Origin of the sequence: Nitratireductor sp. OM-1 (genome assembly GCF_003296175.1) — a bacterium.
In the GTDB taxonomy this organism is placed as follows: domain Bacteria; phylum Pseudomonadota; class Alphaproteobacteria; order Rhizobiales; family Rhizobiaceae; genus Nitratireductor; species Nitratireductor aquimarinus.
The window spans coordinates 3020332-3038753 of the sequence record NZ_CP029208.1; the positions used below are offsets into that span (position 1 = coordinate 3020332).

Sequence of the window (18422 nt, forward strand, 5' to 3'; positions counted from 1 at the left end):
CGGCGCGGCGCCCCCGGCCCATAACCATTTCATCAAATTTGTATTACCGCGGTTGATCCCGCCGGTTGAGCAGCGCTAGAGTCTCCCTGGTGGGGTTCTGGTATGGTGCATGGTCGGTGTTCTCTACACTCAATAAATCGCTTGTTTTCGCCTTCTGTCTTCTGTTTCTCGGGTCGCAGGCGGCATTCGCCCAATTGTTCGAAACCCGGGCCAGACAGGCCTTTCTGATCGATGCGGACACGGGCACGGTCCTCTTCTCCAAGAACCCGGACGAGAAAATACCCCCGGCTTCGCTCGCCAAGCTGATGACGATGGAAGTCGTCTTCAACGCCATCAAGAGCGGACGGCTTTCGATGAGCGATGCGTTCTATGTGAGCGAACACGCCTGGCGCACGGGCGGGGCCGTTTCGGGCACGTCGACCATGTTCGCCGAGATCAAATCCTCCGTGCCGCTCGAGGCGCTGATCCAGGGCGTGATCGTCCAGTCGGCCAATGATGGCTGCATCATCATCGCGGAAGGCATGGCGGGGTCCGAAGAGAATTTCGCGCGTCTGATGACCGAGCGCGCCCACAAGATCGGGCTGACGGATTCGGTGTTCGTGAATTCGAGCGGGCTGCCCGCAGAAGGTCAGCATGTCACCATGCGCGATCTGGTGACGCTCGCCACCCATCTTTGGCGGGAATATCCGGAATTCTACAAATATTACGCGCAGGAATCCTTCACCTGGAACAAGATCCTGCAGCGCAACCGCAATCCGCTCCTGCGCATGGACATTGGCGCGGACGGGCTGAAAACCGGTTTTACGGAAGCCTCGGGCTACGCAATCGTCGGTTCCGTCAACCGCAATGGCCGCCGGCTTTTCATGGCGATGAGCGGGCTTGAGACCGAGAGCGAGAGGGCCGAAGAAGCGCGCAAGATGCTGGACTGGGGCGTGCGGGCGTTCGAGCGCATGGATATCTTCGACGAAGGTGAAACCATCGGCAACGTCTCCGTATTTGGCGGAGCCAAGGGCGAGCTTGCGGTGCGCGCGAAGGGGCCTGTGGCCATCTTCCGCCCCATCACCAATGCCGACAGCCTGCGTGCGCGCATCGTCTATCAGGGGCCGATCCCGGCTCCGGTGGAAGAGGGGCAGCGCATCGGCACACTCAAGGTCTGGATCGGCGACACGCTCAGCCAGGAAACGCCGCTCTATGCGGCCGAAAGCATTGCCGTGGGAGGGCTGCCGGACCGCGCGCTGGATGCCGTCGGTGAGCTTCTGACCGGCTGGATGCGCCGGTATCGCTCCTGAGCGCGGCGACGCATCACCCGTCCGCCATCCACAAAGCCTGTCGCAATGTCAGTTCAGCATGGACCTGCGGGACACGAGGGCCTAAGTAGGAGCGTGTTCGGCAATGGAGCCGGCAGGCGCTTACTGAAAGGATTGAGGTCTCTTGTCTCGCGGTTTCTTCATCACATTCGAGGGAGGCGAGGGGGCCGGGAAATCGACGCAGATCGAAGGACTTGCGGCCAGCCTGCGTGAAGCGGGGCACGACGTCATCGTCACGCGCGAGCCGGGTGGTTCTGCGGGCGCCGAAGCCGTTCGCCACGTTCTCCTGTCGGGCGCTGCCGAGCCTTTCGGCGCGGCAATGGAGGCAGTCCTTTTCGCTGCGGCGCGTTCAGACCATGTGGAGCAGGTGATCCGGCCTGCCATCGCGCGCGGCGCAGTGGTTCTTTGCGACCGGTTTCTGGATTCCTCGCGCGTCTATCAGGGCGTGACCGGCAATCTGGACGCCGACTTCATGGCCAATCTCGAACGCGTGACGGTCAACGGCATGAAGCCGGATCTGACGCTCATTCTCGACATCGACCCGGAAGAAGGCCTGCGCCGGGCAACCGCGCGGCGTGGCGACGATACGCCCGACCGTTTCGAGAAGGAGAAGCTGTCGATCCACCGCCGCCGCAGAAAGGCGTTTCTGGAAATCGCCAAGGCCGAACCGCAGCGCTGCGTGGTCATCGATGCGGACGCCGATCCGGAAAAGGTCGCAGCAACCATCCTGCGCACTGTCAGTCTGGCAATGGCCGAAGCCCAGTCGCCTGGCAAAAGGAGCACGGCGTAATGTTCGAACGCACGGCGCCTGAACGCTTCGACAGTCTGCCGGATATTCCCGAGCCGTCGGAGAACCCCATACTCGTCGGCCATGAGCGCGCCGCCGAAATGCTTGCCGGGGCCTACCGCGCGGGCAAACTGCATCACGGCCTTCTGTTCGCTGGTCCGCCCGGAATCGGCAAGGCGACGCTCGCCTTTCATCTGGCCAACCATCTTTTTTCGAACCCGCAGCCGGAGGCCGCGCCACCGCGCTTTTCGCCGCCCGATCCCACCGGACAGGTGTTTCGGCTGGTGGCGCAGGATGCGCATCCGTCTCTGCTCCATCTGACGCGTCCCTTCGTTGAGCGCGACAAGAAGTTCAAGACGGTGATCACGGTCGACGAGATCCGCAGGATCCATCGCTTCCTTTCGCTGACGCCGCATGATGGCGGCTACCGCGTGGTGATTGTCGATCCCGCCGACGATCTGAACATCAGCGCCGCCAACGCCCTGCTCAAAAGTCTTGAGGAGCCGCCGCCGCGCACGCTCTTCGTGCTGATCACGCATTCGCTCGGACGGCTCCTGCCGACCATCCGTTCGCGCTGCCAGATCGTGCGTCTTCAGCCTCTGGAAACGCCGGAGCTTGCCGGGCTTCTGCGCCGTCTTGGCGCTGATGGAGGTGGCAGCGATGAGGAGATCGCGGCGCGTGCGCAGGGCAGTGTGCGCAATGCGATCCTGTTGTCGCAGTTCGGCGGTGCGGAAATCGCCGATGTGCTGCAAAAGCTCGTTACGGGGCGCAATTTCGATGCGGCCGAAGCGCTGAAGCTTGGTGACGCGGTCAACGGGCGTGACCGCGACGTGCAGTTCTCGATCTTCAACCGCACGGTTCTCGACATGATCAACGAGCGCGCCGTGGCGCTTGCTGCGGCCGGTGATGCGCGTGGCGCTGCCGCCGCTGCCGATCTCTGGGACGATGTCACCACCACAATTCGCGACGCCGAGACCTACAATCTAGACCGAAAACAGCATGCCGCCGGGCTCGCCGCGAAGCTTAATGCCGCATTCAATGCCTGAAGCGGCCGCTTGGGCTGGCATGCACCTCGCCGATGCGCTATCTGGGCGTCATCAAACAATGCATTCTCTGGACTCTCTGCCAAATGGCCCGCGATAGCTTTTACATCACGACTCCCATTTTCTACCCGAATGGCAAGCCGCATATCGGTCACGCCTATACCGTGATCGCGACCGACGCGATGGCGCGGTTTCAGCGTCTCGACGGCAAGGATGTCTTCTTCCTGTCGGGCACGGACGAGCACGGGCTGAAGATGCAGCAGACCGCCGAAAAGGAAGGCATCACTGCGCAGGAACTCGCCGACCGCAACTCGGCCGTGTTCAGCGAGATGATCGCCGCAATGGGCGGATCCAATGATGGCTTCATCCGCACCACGGAAGAGCGTCATCACCGCGCCTGTCAGGCCATCTGGAAGAAGATGGCAGACAATGGCGACATCTATCTCGACAGTTACAAGGGCTGGTACTCCGTCCGTCAGGAAGCCTATTTCGACGAAAGCGAAACGACCGTCGGTGAAGATGGCGTTCGCCGCGAGCCGCTCGGCTCGCCGGTCGAATGGAACGAGGAAGAGACCTATTTCTTCCGCCTGTCCGCCTATCAGGACAAGCTCCTGGCGCATTATGAAGCCAATCCGGAATTCATCGGCCCGTCCGAGCGCCGCAACGAGGTGATGAGCTTCGTTCGCTCCGGCCTCAAGGACCTGTCGATCTCGCGCTCCACGTTCAACTGGGGCGTTCCGGTGCCGGGCGACGAGAAGCACGTGATGTATGTGTGGGTGGATGCGCTCACCAACTACATCACCGCTGCGGGCTATCCGGACACGGATGCCGATAGCTGGTCCTACTGGCCGGCCGATGTGCACATGATCGGCAAGGACATTGTGCGCTTCCATGCGGTCTATTGGCCGGCATTCCTGATGTCGGCTGGCATCGAGCTGCCCAAGCGCGTTTTTGCGCATGGCTTCCTGTTCAACCGCGGTGAAAAGATGTCCAAATCGGTCGGCAATGTCGTCGATCCGTTCACGCTGGTGGAGCATTACGGCCTCGACGCCGTCCGCTATTTCTTCCTGCGTGAGGTTCCGTTCGGTCAGGACGGCAGCTACAGCCATGATGCGATCGTGAACCGCACCAATGCCGATCTTGCAAACGATCTGGGCAATCTCGCCCAGCGTTCGCTTTCCATGATCGCGAAGAACTGCGACGGCAAGGTTCCTGAAAAGGGCGCGCTCGGCGAAGCCGATCTGGCCATTCTCGCCAGCGCCGACGCGGCGCTCGCCACTGCACGCACAGCCATGAGCACGCAGGCGCTTCATCAGGCGCTGGGCGCAATCTTTGGCGTTGTTGCCGAGGCGAACCGCTATTTTGCGGGGCAGGAGCCGTGGGCGCTTAAGAAGACCGATCCCGCGCGCATGCATTCGGTGCTTTACACGACCGCCGAGTTGGTGCGCCGCGTGGCGATCCTCTGCCAGCCCTATATTCCTGGCTCCGCCGAGAAGCTGCTCGACCTTCTGGCCGTTCCGGCGGATGCGCGCTCCTTCGCACATCTTTCGGATGAAAACGCGCTCGTTTCCGGCAGTGAACTGCCCGCGCCACAGCCGGTCTTCCCGCGCTATGTGGAGCCGAAGCCGGAGAGCGAGGGAGCCTGACGCCAATGCTGGTGGACAGCCATTGTCATCTGGATTTTCCGGATTTCGACGAGGATCGCGCCGCGTTCATGGAGCGCGCGCGCGAGGCCGGCGTCGGCCTCATGGTCACGATCTCGACGCGCGTGCGTCAGTTCGACCGAATTCTGGCAATTGCAGAAGCGAACGACAACGTTCTTTGCTCCGTGGGCACGCATCCGCACAATGCGGATGAGGAACTTGATGTAACGGCAGAAGAGCTCGTGCGTCTGGCGCAGCACCCCAAGGTGGTGGCCATCGGCGAGGCGGGTCTCGACTATTTTTACGACAAGGCTCCCCGCGAAGCACAGGCTCAGGGTTTTCGCACGCACATCGCGGCGGCGCGTGAAACCGGCCTGCCGCTGGTCATTCATGCCCGCAACGCCGATGACGACATGATCGCCATTCTGCGCGAGGAGACGGACAAGGGCGCATTTCCCTTCATCCTGCATTGCTTCTCCTCGGGGGCAGGTCTTGCAAAGGCCGGCGTGGAGCTTGGCGGATATGTTTCCTTCTCCGGCATTTTGACCTTCCGCAACTCGCAGGCGCTGCGTGACATCGCCGCGACCGTGCCGCATGACCGGCTTCTGGTGGAAACGGATGCGCCCTATCTCGCGCCTGTTCCCAATCGGGGCAAGCGCAACGAGCCGGCCTTCGTCGCACACACGGCGCATGTTCTGGCCGAAACCATCGGCCTTTCCGATGCCGAGACGGCCGACCTGACCACGGAAAACTTCTTCCGCCTGTTCAAGAAAGCGCCGCGGGACGCTGCCGCGCGGTGAGCGATCTGCTGCGCCTGACGATCCTGGGATGCGGTTCCTCTCCGGGAACGCCGCGCATCACCGGCGATTGGGGCGCGTGCGATCCGGCCAATCCGAAAAACCGTCGCCGCCGCTGCGCGGCGATGGTGGAGCGCGTTTCGGCGAGCGGCGGCATCACCCGCGTCGTCATCGACACCGGCCCCGATTTTCGCGAGCAGATGATCTCCGCAGGCGTCGACCGGCTGGACGCCGCCGTCTACACACATCCCCATGCGGACCATATTCACGGCATAGATGATCTGCGCGGCTTCGTTATGAACCAGCGCCATCTCATGGATGTCTACGCCGACAAGCCGACGCTCCAGCGCCTGATCGAAGCCTTCGGCTATTGTTTCGAGACGCCGCCCGGCAGCAATTATCCGCCGATCCTGAAGGCGCACCCGATCAGCCATGAAGCGCCTTTCTCCATCAATGGTGCGGGCGGGCCGCTGAAATTCCAGCCGCTGCCGCAGATCCATGGCGACATTCTCTCGCTCGGCTATCGCATCAGCGGGCTGGCGTACTGTCCCGATGTCAGCCAGTTTCCAGAAGAGACGCCTGCGCTGATCGCCGGTGCGGATGTTCTGGTCATCGACGCCCTGCAATACCGCCCGCATCCGAGCCATTTCTCGCTGGAGGAAGCGCTTGGCTGGATCGAGCGGCTTTCGCCGAGGCGCGCAGTGCTCACGCATATGCACATTCCACTCGATTACGAGACCGTGCTGCGCGAGACGCCGGACCACGTCGAACCCGGTTTCGACGGCATGGTGATCGAGATACCCATGGAGGAGGGGGAGAAGACCGATGAGCAAGAGCATCAGGCGGGTGCAGGCGGCGGCTGAGGCCGCCGGACTGGAGATCGAAGTCAAGCGCATGGGTGAATCCACCCGCACCGCCGAAGAGGCGGCGGCCCAGTGCGGCTGCAGCGTGGCGCAGATCGTCAAATCCCTGATCTTTCAGGGTGAAGAGAGCGGAAAGCTCTATCTTTTTCTTGTTTCCGGGAGCCGTCAGCTGGCGCTCGACAAGGCGTCGGCGCTGGTGGGCGAAGCGCTCAAGCGGGCCGACCCGCGCCATATCCGCGAGGTGACGGGTTTCGCCATTGGCGGTGTGTCGCCTCTCGGTCAGCCGGACGACGTGCTGCGCTTCGGTGATGAAAGCCTGCTCGGCTATGATGTGGTGTGGGCAGCCGCCGGCGCGCATGACGCGGTGTTTTCCGCGATGCCCGGCGCTCTGTTTGACGCGGCTTCGGTGAAGCGCGCCGACATCGCCTGAGTTTTGAGCCAGGAAGATTGAAAGGGCGGGGCCTCATCGGCGCCCGCCCTTTTTTCCTGATCACTGCCCGTAACGCTCGATCCCGAGGCCGTTCGTGTCGATCTCGGGCTTGCGGCCGGAAATGATGTCGGCGATCACGCGCCCGGAACCGCAGGACATGGTCCAGCCCAGCGTACCGTGGCCGGTGTTCAGGTAAAGCCCGTCGAGACGCGTCGCGCCGATGATGGGCGGGCTGTCAGGCGTCATCGGGCGGAGACCGGACCAGAAGGTGGCGTCGGAGAAGTTCGCGCCATTGCCGAACAGATCGCCGGCGGAGAATTCCAGCGGGCGGCGGCGCGATTCCGGCACCGACAGGTCGAAGCCGGAAATTTCCGCCGTACCGCCGACACGAATGCGGTCGCCCAGCCGGGTGATGGCGATCTTGTAGGTCTCGTCCATGACGGTGGAGACCGGCGCGCCGGCTTCGTTGGTGATCCTGGCAGTCAGCGAGTAGCCCTTGACCGGATAGACCGGGATGTGGAGGCCGAGCGGCCGCAGCAGCGCCGGTGAATAGCTGCCGAGACAGACGAGAACTGCATCGGCTTCGAAGCGTCCCTGATCCGTCTCGACACCGGTCACCCGCGCGCCGTCCCTGACGAGGTTTTTGATCGACACGCCGTAGCGGAAATCGACCGAGGAGGCCGCCAGTTCCGAAAGCCGTGTGGTGAACACCTGACAGTCGCCCGTCTCGTCTCCCGGCAGCCGCAGGCCGCCGACATATTTCTCCTTCACCGCGCCCAGTGCGGGTTCAGCCGCGGCGCAGCCATCCCGGTCGAGCACCTCGAAGGGCACGCCGAACTGTTTCAGGATTTCAATGTCGCTGCCGATGCCGTCGAGCTGTTCCTGCTTGCGGAAGAGCTGAAGCAGGCCCTGGCTGCGCTCATCATAGGTGATGCCGGTTTCGGCGCGCAGTGCGCGCAGGCAGTCGCGGCTGTATTCGGCGATGGGCACCATGCGCGACTTGTTGAGCGCGTAGCGTGCGGAGGTGCAGTTCAAGAGCATCTTGAAGAGCCAGGACCACATGACCGGATCGAGGCGCGGGCGGATCGCCAGCGGACCATTCTTCATCATCAGCCATTTGATGGCCTTGAAGGGCATGCCGGGGCCTGCCCATGGCGACGAGTAGCCGGGCGAAATCTCGCCGGCATTGGCAAAGCTGGTTTCCAGCGCCGGGCCTTCCTGGCGGTCGATAACCGTGACGTCATGGCCCTGCTGGGCGAGATAGTAGGCTGAGGTTACACCGACAACGCCGGCGCCAAGCACGACAACGCGCATGATGGGTACTCCGAATGACTTTTGGATTTGGGGGATTTGGGGAAGGCGCGAGTGCTACGCCGGGATGGAAAACGCCCGTTGCGGCACGGCGAGGGCGTGCCTTCGCCGATCGGGGATCAAGCCTGCATGGGACCTTGTCGGGGAACTGCGCACGACGCGATGCCGGCGCAAGAAAACGATGCTGCGAGCCGTGGGGAAACGGCTTTCCATGGTCGTGAACACTTTATGCAACTCCACCGGGTCGTCGGTGGCGGACCCGGAAATCAGAACCGAAATTTCAGGTGGTTTGGATTTCCGGCCCCCGGTCGACGGTCTTGCAACCGCGCCAGGGCTAGATGCTTGCGATCAGGCTACCCGCGTGGTTGCAGAAGCGAACGCGATCCCTCGATTTTCCGGGTGTGAAACGCATGCGGTGGAAGCTCTCGAACAATCAAATAAGGAGCAGGATTACGCACCGGATACTAGTGAATGTTGCGAAGGATGCAACAGGAATTCGCAGCATCTTGCGCAAATCGAGAGCGAGACGATCAGCTTGTGCGGTCGTCGATCAGAATATTGGGTTTGGCAAGTGTCGTCAGCCCGTCGAGATCGGACAGCGTGACCTCGGTGCCTTTCACCTGCACGCCATAGGGTCTGAGCGTGTTGAAAGCACGCGACAGGTTCTCCGGCGTCATGCCCAGAAGCGAGGCGAGGGTGCGCTTGTCATAGGGCAGCTTAAGCGTGCCGTTTGCGCCCTGGTCGGCGTGGTAACGCAACAGCCGGTTTGCCAGACGCTCCACGGAACTGCGCAGCTTCAGATCCTTGTGTTCCTTGACGACCGAGCGGTAACAGCTCGCAAGCTCGACAACGATGGCGCGGGCAAAGGCGTCGTCCGCCTCGAACGCGGCGCGAACATTCTCCGCCGGGATCATGAGAACCTTGGACTTCTGGCAGGTGCGCGCCGACATCAGATAGACGGCATCCTTCAGCACGGCCGCCAGAATGAAGGTGCCGATGGGATGCACCATGCCCATCGTGGCCTCGCGTCCGTTGGCGCGGGCGAAAAGCTCAACGCGCCCCTCGGTGACCACATAGAGAAAGTCCGCCGGATCGCCTTCGCGGATCAGTTCGAGCTGGGCGGGAAAGGTCTGCAGATAAGCGGCCTGAATCAGCGCCTCAAAAGCCGAATCCGACATACTCTTGAAGAGGCGCAGCGCTCGGATTTCTGGAATATCTGAAGGCCGCATGTATCCCCCTTTTGATAAATATCAATCGTGCGATTGATAAAAGTCAGTCTGTCATTTTGCTGGCCCGGCCGTCAAACTTGATGGCTGCAACCCTGCTGCCGAAACATTTCCCGCAGCGTCTTATTTCCCATCCCGTGCTCCAGAAGTTTGATCTGCATCAAACTTCTTCGAAGGAATGCCCCGAAACTCGCCCCGTTATAGCCATCGGAGCGGCGCGTGCCGCTTGTGAGGAAAGGGCGGACACATGAGTTCCCTCCAAGGGGTCACTCCCCGACAGCAAAACACAATTCTTGGCATGAGCACATTGGCTTTCACCGTGTGCTTTGCCGTTTGGACCATTTTTTCCATCATCGGCGTTCAGATCAAAGAGGATCTGGGCCTGACCGACACGCAGTTCGGTCTGCTTGCCGGCACGCCGATCCTGACCGGTTCCTTGTCCCGTATTTTCCTGGGCATCTGGACGGATCAGTATGGCGGGCGCATCGTCTATGTCCTGACGATGCTTGCGGCAGCCGCCGCGACGTTCGCGCTCTCCTACGCCACCACCTATGAGACAATGCTCCTGGCGGCGCTGGGCGTCGGTCTTGCCGGCGGCTCGTTCGCCGTGGGCGTGGCCTATGTGTCGAAATGGTACCCGAAGGAAAAGCAGGGCACGGCGCTCGGCATTTTCGGCGCCGGCAATGTCGGCGCGGCGGTCACCAAATTCGTCGCGCCCTTCGTCATGGTGGCCTTTGGCTGGACCATGGTTGCGCAGGTCTGGGCCGCCGTTCTGGTTGCCATGGCCATCGTGTTCTGGCTGACAACCGAAGATGATCCGGACCTGAAGTCCAGGCGGGCAGCCGGCGCAAAGGCGCGCGGCACCTTCATGCAGCTCGAACCGCTCAAGAACCTGCAGGTCTGGCGCTTCTCGATCTACTATTTCTTCGTGTTCGGCGGCTTTGTCGCGCTCGCGCTCTGGCTGCCGCGCTATCTGGTCGGCGTCTATGAATTGGACATCAAGACGGCCGGCATGATCGCCGCCTTCTACTCGATCCCGGCCTCCATCTTCCGCGCCTATGGCGGACATCTTTCCGACCGGTATGGCGCGCGCCGCATCATGTACTGGACCTTCGGCGTGGCGCTGGTGACGACCTTCATGCTGTCCTATCCGGACACGGATTACATCATCCACGGCATTCGCGGGCCGATCACCTTCTCGACCAGCCTGAGCCTGGTGCCCTTCATTCTGCTGATCTTCGTTCTGGGCTTCTTCATGTCGCTCGGCAAGGCGGCGGTCTACAAGCACATTCCCGTCTACTATCCCGATCATGTGGGGTCTGTCGGCGGTCTCGTCGGCATGATCGGCGGTCTTGGCGGTTTCGTTCTGCCGATCACCTTCGGCGTTCTGCTCGACATGACGGGCGTGTGGACCACCTGCTTCATGCTCTTGTTCGGCATCGTCGCGGTGTCGCTCGTCTGGATGCACTTCTCGATCCGCCAGATGGAGAAGACGGCGCTGTCGCGCGAACTCGGCGCGCTGCCCGAACTGCCTGAAATGCAGCCGATCCATGAGAAAGACAAGCATGGCGGCATGGCCGGCGTGATCGAAGACTGGCGTCCGGACGATGAAACCTTCTGGAACGAGAAGGGCAGGGCGATTGCCCGGCGCAATCTCTGGATCTCCATTCCCGCGCTGCTTCTGGCCTTCTCGGTCTGGATGGTCTGGTCGGTGGTGGTGGCCAAGCTGCCAAGCATCGGCTTCGACTACACGACCGATCAGCTATTCTGGCTGGCGGCTCTGCCGGGGCTTTCGGGCGCAACGCTGCGCATCTTCTACTCCTTCATGGTGCCGATCTTCGGCGGGCGCTTATGGACGACATTGTCGACCGCTTCGCTCCTGATCCCGGCCTTCGGCATCGGCTATGCGGTGCAGAACCCCGAAACGCCTTACCTGATTTTCCTGGTCCTGGCGCTTCTGTGCGGTCTTGGCGGCGGCAACTTCGCCTCCTCCATGGCCAACATCTCCTACTTCTTCCCGAAGTCGGAGAAGGGCAATGCGCTTGCGCTCAATGCAGGGCTTGGAAATCTCGGCGTCAGCGTCATGCAGTTCCTGGTGCCGGTGGTGATCTCGACAGGCGCATTCGCCTTCGCGGTCGGCGATGGCCAGATGGCCAGCGATGGCACCATGCTGTGGCTCCAGAATGCGGGCTTCATCTGGGTTCCGTTCCTGATCGTCTCGACCATCGCCGCATGGCTCGGCATGAACGACATCGCCTCCGCGCGCGCCTCGTTCGCCGAACAGTCGATCATCTTCTCGCGGTTCCACAACTGGGTGATGTGCATTCTCTACACGGGCACGTTCGGCTCCTTCATCGGATATTCGGCCGGCTTCCCGCTGTTGATGAAAACGCAGTTCCCTGAGGTGAATGCGCTCTCCTACGCCTTCCTCGGCCCATTGGTCGGCGCGCTCTCACGGGCGGGCACCGGCTGGGTTTCCGACCGGTATGGCGGCGGACGCGTCACGCTGTGGACCTTTGCGGGCATGATCGTGGCGGTCTGGGGTGTGCTGCAGTTCCTGCCCCTGAACGGCACGGGCGGCAATTTCTGGGGCTTCTTCGCCTGCTTCATGGCCCTGTTCTTCCTGACGGGCGTGGGCAATGCGTCGACCTTCCAGATGATCCCCTCGATCATGCGGCTCGAGATCCCGCGGCTGATGCCCGAGCTCGACAAGGATGCTTCGGTCAGACAGGCCGAGCGCGAGTCGGCGGCCATCATCGCCTTCACCTCGGCCATCGCAGCCTATGGCGCATTCTTCATCCCGAAAGCCTACGGCTCCTCGATCGCCATGTCCGGCGGGCCCGAAATGGCCCTGTGGGGTTTCCTGATCTTCTACGTGGTCTGCATGGGCCTCACCTACCTCTTCTACACGCGAAAAGGCGGGCTCCTGCATGCCGTTGAGCGGGCCGGAAACACCCGGCCAGCCAGCACCGTGCCAGCAAGCTGAAAAGGACCAAGCGATGTCACATCTGTTAAACCGTCTCAACTTCCTGGCGCGGAAGAACACGGGAACCTTCTCCGACGGTCACGGCGTCACAACCAATGAAAGCCGTGACTGGGAGGACGCCTACCGCAAGCGCTGGCAGCACGACAAGATCGTGCGCTCCACCCATGGCGTGAACTGCACCGGCTCCTGCTCGTGGAAAATCTACGTGAAGGGCGGGATCGTCACCTGGGAAACGCAGCAGACCGACTATCCGCGGACGCGGCCCGATCTGCCCAACCATGAGCCGCGCGGCTGTTCGCGCGGCGCCAGCTACTCCTGGTACATGTACTCGGCCAACCGGGTAAAATACCCGCTGGTGCGCTCGCGGCTTCTGAAACTGTGGCGGCGCGAACGGGCGGTGAAGACGCCGGTCGGCGCATGGGCGGCGATCCAGCAGGATCCGGCCAAGCGCGCCGAATACACCAAGGTGCGCGGTCTTGGCGGCTTCGTGCGGGCAAGCTGGGACGAGGTCAACGAGATCATCGCCGCAGCCAACGCCTATACGGCGCGCACCCATGGTCCCGACCGGGTGATCGGCTTCTCGCCGATCCCGGCCATGTCGATGGTCTCTTATGCGGCGGGTTCGCGCTATCTGTCGCTTCTGGGCGGCACCTGCATGTCGTTCTACGACTGGTATTGCGACCTGCCGCCGGCATCTCCCATGACCTGGGGCGAGCAGACGGACGTGCCGGAATCGGCCGACTGGTACAATTCCAGCTTCCTCATCCTCTGGGGTTCCAACGTGCCCCAGACCCGCACGCCGGACGCCCATTTCTACACGGAAGTGCGCTACCGGGGCGCAAAGTCGGTGGTCGTGTCGCCGGATTATTCGGAAGCGGCCAAGTTCTCCGACATCTGGCTGCATCCCAAGCAGGGCACCGACGCCGCGCTCGCCATGGCCATGGGACATGTCATCCTGCGCGAGTTCCACCTCGACCGGCAGGCGGAGTATTTTGAGGATTACTGCCGTCGCTACACCGACATGCCCATGCTGGTGCGGCTTGTCGAGAAGGACGGGCGTTATGTGCCCGACCGGCTGCTCCGCGCCTCCGATTTCCGGGGCAAGCTCGGCGAGAAGAACAATCCCGAATGGAAGACAGTCGCAATTGACCGCAAGTCGGGCAAGATCGTCGCGCCGGCAGGGTCCGTCGGCTTCCGCTGGGGTGAGAAAGGCAAGTGGAACCTGGAGAGCAAGGACGGCAAGGGTGAGGATGTCGAGCTCGAAATGAGCCTGATCCTTGATGCCGACCGCGACACGGTCGCCAATGTGGCGTTCCCCTATTTCGGCAATCGCGAACACGATCACTTCGCCGGCACGGATCATGACAGCGTTCTGGAACGCGCCGTGCCCGCCAAGAAGGTCAAGCTCGCTTCCGGAGAGGCGCTGGTTGCAACCGTGTTCGACCTGTTCGTCGCCAATTACGGGCTCGACCGGGGGCTGGGTGACGATAGCTGTGCGAAATCCTATGACGATGAAGCGCCCTATACCCCGGCCTGGGCCGAAAAGATCACCGGCGTGCCGCGCGATCACATCGTCACGGTCGCCCGTGAGTTCGCGCTCAATGCCGAAAAGACCAATGGCCGCTCGATGGTCATTCTCGGCGCGGGCCTGAACCACTGGTACCACATGGACATGAACTATCGGGGGATCATCAATCTCCTGGTCATGTGCGGCTGCGTCGGCCAGTCCGGCGGCGGCTGGAGCCATTATGTGGGACAGGAGAAGCTGCGCCCGCAGACCGGCTGGCTGCCGCTCGCCTTCGGGCTCGACTGGGGCCGTCCGCCCCGGCAGATGAACTCGACCTCCTTCTTCTACGCGCACACGGACCAGTGGCGCTACGAAACGCTGAAAGTGGACGAGATCCTGTCGCCAACCGCTCCGGAAGGCCCGTGGGACGGGACGCTGATCGACTACAACATCCGCGCCGAGCGTATGGGCTGGCTGCCATCGGCCCCGCAGCTGAAGACCAATCCGCTGGATGTCGCAAAGGCGGCGGGTGAGGCTGGTCAGGAGGCCAAGGATTACGTCGCGGCGCAGCTCAAGTCCGGCGATCTGCAAATGTCCTGCGAAGACCCGGACGATCCGGCCAACTGGCCGCGCAACCTGTTCGTCTGGCGCTCAAACCTGCTCGGCTCCTCGGGCAAGGGGCATGAGTACTTCCTGAAACATCTGCTCGGGACGGCGAATGGCGTCATGGGCAAGGATCTGGGCGAAGAAGGGCGGCAGAGGGCGCGCGAGGCCGTCTGGCACGAGACCGCGCCTGAAGGAAAGCTCGACCTTCTGGTCACGCTCGACTTCCGCATGTCGACCACCTGCGTCTATTCCGACATCGTTTTGCCGACGGCCACCTGGTACGAGAAGAACGATCTCAACACGTCCGACATGCACCCCTTCATCCACCCGCTTTCAAGCGCGGCGGACCCGGCCTGGGAGGCGCGCAGCGACTGGGACATCTTCAAGGGCATTGCCAGGAAATTCTCCGAAGTCGCGCCCGAGGTGCTGGGCGTGGAGAAGGATGTGGTTCTGGTCCCCATTCTTCACGACACGCCGGGCGAACTTGCCCAGCCCTTCGAGGTGGAGGACTGGAAGACCGGTAAGGTGGAGCCTGTTCCCGGAAAGACCATGCCGGCAGTCGCCGTGGTCGAGCGCGATTACCCGAACCTCTACAAGCGTTTCACCGCGCTCGGGCCGCTCATGGACAAGCTCGGCAATGGCGGCAAGGGCATTTCGTGGAACACCGAGCACGAGGTGGAGGCCCTTGGCCGTCTCAACGGCGTCGTGACGGAGGAGGGCGCAACGAAGGGGCGTCCGCGCATCGACAGCGATATCGATGCGACCGAGGTGATCCTCATGCTCGCGCCGGAAACCAATGGCGAGGTGGCCGTAAAGGCCTGGGATGCGCTGTCCCAGAACACGGGCCGCGACCACACCCATCTGGCGCTGCCCAAGGAAGACGAAAAGATCCGCTTCCGCGATGTGGTGGCCCAGCCGCGCAAGATCATCTCCTCACCGACCTGGTCGGGGCTTGAATCGGAGAAGGTCTGCTACAATGCCGGCTACACCAATGTGCATGAGCTGATCCCCTGGCGCACCATCACCGGCCGCCAGCAGCTCTATCAGGACCATCTGTGGATGCGCGCCTTCGGTGAGGCGTTCTGCGTCTACCGGCCACCCATCGACACCAAGTCGATCAATCCGATGATCGCGGAGAAGTCGAAGGGCAAGCCTTCGGTGGTGCTGAACTTCATCACGCCGCACCAGAAATGGGGCATCCACTCCACCTATTCCGACAATCTCCTGATGCTGACGCTCAATCGCGGCGGTCCGGTCGTGTGGATTTCCGAGGAAGACGCGAAGACGGCGGGTCTGGTCGACAATGACTGGGTCGAGGTCTTCAACGTCAACGGCGCGATCGTGGCGCGTGTCGTGGTCTCCCAGCGCATGAAGCAGGGAACCGTCTACATGTATCACGCGCAGGAAAAGATCGTGAACACGCCGGGGTCGCAGATCACCGGCCAGCGCGGCGGCATCCACAATTCGGTGACCCGCGCCATCACCAAGCCGACGCACATGATCGGCGGCTACGCGCACCAGGCATACGGCTTCAACTATTACGGCACCGTCGGCTCCAACCGCGATGAATTCGTCGTGGTGCACAAGATGGAGGAGGTGGACTGGATGGAAGGGCCTTACCGCGAAACCGGCGAAAAGAAGGAGGCGGCAGAATGAAAGTCCGCGCGCAAATCGGCATGGTGCTGAACCTCGACAAGTGCATCGGGTGTCACACCTGCTCCGTCACCTGCAAGAACGTCTGGACGAACCGCGAGGGCGTTGAATACGCCTGGTTCAACAATGTCGAGACCAAGCCCGGCATCGGCTATCCGAAGGACTGGGAAAACCAGAAACGCTGGAATGGCGGCTGGGTGCGCAGGGCCAATGGCCGCATCGAGCCCAAACAGGGAGCGAAATGGCGCATTCTGGCAAAGCTCTTCGCCAATCCGGACCTGCCGGAAATCGACGACTATTACGAGCCGTTCGATTTCGACTACAGCCACCTTCAGACGGCGAAGGAAAGCCAGACATCGCCCACCGCCCGCCCGCGGTCGCAGATCTCGGGCGAGCGGATGGAGAAGATCGAATGGGGCCCGAACTGGGAGGAAATCCTGGGCGGCGAGTTCGCCAAGCGGTCGAAGGACTACAACTTCGAAGGCGTCGAAAAGCAGATTTACGGCGAGTTCGAAAACACTTTCATGATGTATCTGCCGCGCCTGTGCGAGCACTGCCTGAACCCGACCTGCGTGGCCTCGTGCCCGTCGGGCGCCATCTACAAGCGCGAGGATGACGGCATCGTCCTGATCGATCAGGACAAGTGCCGTGGCTGGCGCATGTGCGTCTCGGGCTGCCCTTACAAGAAGATCTATTACAACTGGTCTTCGGGCAAATCCGAGAAATGCGTGTTCTGTTATCCGCGCATCGAGGCTGGCCAGCCCACGGTCTGTTCGGAAACCTGTGTCGGGCGCATCCGCTATCTGGGCGTGGTGCTCTACGATGCCGACCGCATCGCCGAGGCCGCATCCGCTCCCAACGAGCAGGATCTCTACGAAGAGCAGCTCAAAGTGTTCCTCGATCCCAATGACCCGGAGGTCATCGCCCAGGCGAAGAAGGACGGCGTGCCGGATGCCTGGCTTGAGGCCGCCCGTAAATCGCCGGTCTGGAAGATGGCGATGGAGTGGAAAGTGGCGTTCCCGCTTCACCCGGAATACCGCACGCTTCCAATGGTCTGGTATGTGCCGCCGCTTTCGCCGCTCCAGTCTGCGGCTGAAGCCGGCAAGATCGGCCTCGATGGCGACATGCCGGACGTGCGCTCGTTGCGCATTCCCGTCCGCTACCTCGCCAATCTTCTGACGGGCGGCAAGGAAGCGCCGGTCGTCTCCGCGCTCGAACGCATGCTGGCCATGCGGACATACATGCGCGCCAAGACGGTCGATGGCGTCATCGACGAGGCCGTTGCCGGCAAGGTCGGCATGAGCAACGAGATGATCGAGGAAATGTACCACGTGATGGCGATTGCCAATTACGAGGACCGTTTCGTCATTCCCACCAGCCATCGTGAAATCTCGGAAGACGCATATGACGTGCGCGGCTCCTGCGGTTTCACCTTCGGCAATGGCTGCTCGGGAGAAGACACGGGCACGGATCTGTTCGGCGGCAAGCGCACCCGCACGGTGCAGACGCCGGTTGGCAAACTTTCGGAGGGCGTGTGATGCAAACCGCACTGAAAATCATTTCCCTGCTTCTGTCCTATCCGAGCGCGGACCTGCAGGCGGCGACGCAGGAGGTGAAAACCTCCATCGCCGGCGCAGACGGGATCACCGGGACCCAGAAGCGCCTTCTGGAACGGCTGGCCGACGATATTGGCGGGCTCGACCTCTACGACGCACAGGAACGCTACGTGTTCCTGTTCGACCGCACGCGTTCGCTGTCGCTTCATCTGTTCGAACATGTCCATGGAGAGAGCCGGGATCGCGGTCAGGCGATGGTTGATCTGCTTGCCATGTATGAGGCGGACGGCCTGTCCATCGACGCAAAGGAGATGCCGGATTATCTGCCGCTTTTCCTCGAATATCTGTCGATCAAGCCGGATGCGGAAGCAGCGGAACTCCTCGGCCAGACCGGCCATATCCTGAAGGTCCTGCGCGAGCGGCTGAAGAAGCGTCAGTCGGTCTACGCCAATGCGTTTGCGGTTCTGGAGGAGCTCGCCTCGGGGGAAGCCGATCCGAAACTGGTGCGTGAACTCCTTGAGACGCCGGAAGACGATCCGGCGGATCTCGAAGCGCTCGACCGCATCTGGGAGGAAGAGGCCGTGACCTTTGCCGGCAATGCCGGTGAAAACGCCTGCGGTCCCGACCGTCTGCAACGCCAGATGCGCGCCCATCAACGCCGCCCGGACGCTCCCGCGCCGGCAACCAATCTCTGAGTGGAGGCCGTC

Annotated in this window: 13 protein-coding genes; 11 read left to right on the top strand and 2 right to left on the bottom strand. The window is 62.1% G+C overall.

Annotated features, from left to right (window positions below):
- The first annotated feature begins 161 nt into the window (after window positions 1–161).
- The 7 genes from DEJ54_RS14445 (at window position 162) to DEJ54_RS14475 (ending at window position 6870) form a co-directional block, all read left to right on the top strand.
- A complete protein-coding gene (locus DEJ54_RS14445; RefSeq protein WP_162742382.1) occupies window positions 162–1289 on the top strand; it encodes a D-alanyl-D-alanine carboxypeptidase family protein in 1128 nt (375 codons plus the stop codon).
- 142 nt (window positions 1290–1431) lie between these two features.
- Window positions 1432–2097, top strand: coding sequence for a dTMP kinase (tmk, locus tag DEJ54_RS14450; RefSeq protein ID WP_113155189.1), 666 nt, complete (start codon window positions 1432–1434; stop codon window positions 2095–2097).
- Window positions 2097–3140, top strand: a complete 1044-nt coding sequence (locus DEJ54_RS14455; RefSeq protein WP_113155190.1) for a DNA polymerase III subunit delta' — start codon at window positions 2097–2099, stop codon at window positions 3138–3140. Before tmk ends, DEJ54_RS14455 begins: the two co-directional genes overlap by 1 nt.
- Before the next feature lie 83 nt (window positions 3141–3223).
- Complete coding sequence (metG, locus tag DEJ54_RS14460) at window positions 3224–4783, top strand: methionine--tRNA ligase (protein ID WP_113156299.1); 1560 nt, start codon at window positions 3224–3226, stop codon at window positions 4781–4783.
- A gap of 5 nt (window positions 4784–4788) precedes the next feature.
- Window positions 4789–5580 carry a TatD family hydrolase gene (locus DEJ54_RS14465; protein ID WP_113155191.1) on the top strand — a complete coding sequence of 264 codons (792 nt, stop codon included), beginning with the start codon at window positions 4789–4791 and terminating at the stop codon, window positions 5578–5580.
- A complete protein-coding gene (locus tag DEJ54_RS14470; RefSeq protein ID WP_113155192.1) occupies window positions 5577–6440 on the top strand; it encodes an MBL fold metallo-hydrolase in 864 nt (287 codons plus the stop codon). The genes DEJ54_RS14465 and DEJ54_RS14470 overlap by 4 nt, the downstream gene beginning before the upstream one ends.
- Window positions 6403–6870, top strand: coding sequence for a YbaK/EbsC family protein (locus DEJ54_RS14475; RefSeq protein ID WP_113155193.1), 468 nt, complete (start codon window positions 6403–6405; stop codon window positions 6868–6870). Before DEJ54_RS14470 ends, DEJ54_RS14475 begins: the two co-directional genes overlap by 38 nt.
- Window positions 6871–6930: 60 nt before the next feature.
- On the opposite strand, the gene DEJ54_RS14480 is transcribed toward DEJ54_RS14475, so the two are convergent.
- Both DEJ54_RS14480 and DEJ54_RS14485 read right to left on the bottom strand, forming a co-directional pair.
- Window positions 6931–8184: a D-amino acid dehydrogenase gene (locus DEJ54_RS14480; protein ID WP_113155194.1), complete on the bottom strand. Its 1254-nt coding sequence runs from the start codon at window positions 8182–8184 to the stop codon at window positions 6931–6933.
- Window positions 8185–8711: 527 nt separating this feature from the next.
- Complete coding sequence (locus tag DEJ54_RS14485; RefSeq protein ID WP_113155195.1) at window positions 8712–9410, bottom strand: cyclic nucleotide-binding domain-containing protein; 699 nt, start codon at window positions 9408–9410, stop codon at window positions 8712–8714.
- Between the two features lie 244 nt (window positions 9411–9654).
- On the opposite strand from DEJ54_RS14485, the gene DEJ54_RS14490 reads away from it, so the two are divergent.
- From DEJ54_RS14490 to narJ, 4 genes are read left to right on the top strand one after another with little or no spacing between them, the layout of a single operon-like run.
- Window positions 9655–12393 carry an MFS transporter gene (locus DEJ54_RS14490; RefSeq protein WP_113155196.1) on the top strand — a complete coding sequence of 913 codons (2739 nt, stop codon included), beginning with the start codon at window positions 9655–9657 and terminating at the stop codon, window positions 12391–12393.
- A 13-nt stretch (window positions 12394–12406) separates the two neighbouring features.
- A complete protein-coding gene (locus tag DEJ54_RS14495; protein ID WP_113155197.1) occupies window positions 12407–16162 on the top strand; it encodes a nitrate reductase subunit alpha in 3756 nt (1251 codons plus the stop codon).
- Window positions 16159–17697 (top strand): nitrate reductase subunit beta, encoded by a 1539-nt coding sequence (gene narH / locus DEJ54_RS14500; protein WP_113155198.1) that lies wholly within the window; start codon window positions 16159–16161, stop codon window positions 17695–17697. The genes DEJ54_RS14495 and narH overlap by 4 nt, the downstream gene beginning before the upstream one ends.
- On the top strand, window positions 17697–18410 hold the full coding sequence (gene narJ, locus DEJ54_RS14505) for a nitrate reductase molybdenum cofactor assembly chaperone (RefSeq protein ID WP_113155199.1): 714 nt from the start codon (window positions 17697–17699) through the stop codon (window positions 18408–18410). The genes narH and narJ overlap by 1 nt, the downstream gene beginning before the upstream one ends.
- Window positions 18411–18422: the final 12 nt, after the last annotated feature.

Bases quoted from the DNA above. Each gene is read 5' to 3' on its own strand.
- metG (WP_113156299.1), top strand. From the start codon at position 3,224: ATGGCCCGCGATAGCTTTTACATCACGACTCCCATTTTCTACCCGAAT.
- DEJ54_RS14495 (WP_113155197.1), top strand. From the start codon at position 12,407: ATGTCACATCTGTTAAACCGTCTCAACTTCCTGGCGCGGAAGAACACG.
- narH (WP_113155198.1), top strand. From the start codon at position 16,159: ATGAAAGTCCGCGCGCAAATCGGCATGGTGCTGAACCTCGACAAGTGC.
- DEJ54_RS14480 (WP_113155194.1), bottom strand. From the start codon at position 8,184: ATGCGCGTTGTCGTGCTTGGCGCCGGCGTTGTCGGTGTAACCTCAGCC.
- DEJ54_RS14485 (WP_113155195.1), bottom strand. From the start codon at position 9,410: ATGCGGCCTTCAGATATTCCAGAAATCCGAGCGCTGCGCCTCTTCAAG.
- DEJ54_RS14465 (WP_113155191.1), top strand. From the start codon at position 4,789: ATGCTGGTGGACAGCCATTGTCATCTGGATTTTCCGGATTTCGACGAG.
- narJ (WP_113155199.1), top strand. From the start codon at position 17,697: ATGCAAACCGCACTGAAAATCATTTCCCTGCTTCTGTCCTATCCGAGC.
- DEJ54_RS14490 (WP_113155196.1), top strand. From the start codon at position 9,655: ATGAGTTCCCTCCAAGGGGTCACTCCCCGACAGCAAAACACAATTCTT.
- DEJ54_RS14475 (WP_113155193.1), top strand. From the start codon at position 6,403: ATGAGCAAGAGCATCAGGCGGGTGCAGGCGGCGGCTGAGGCCGCCGGA.
- DEJ54_RS14455 (WP_113155190.1), top strand. From the start codon at position 2,097: ATGTTCGAACGCACGGCGCCTGAACGCTTCGACAGTCTGCCGGATATT.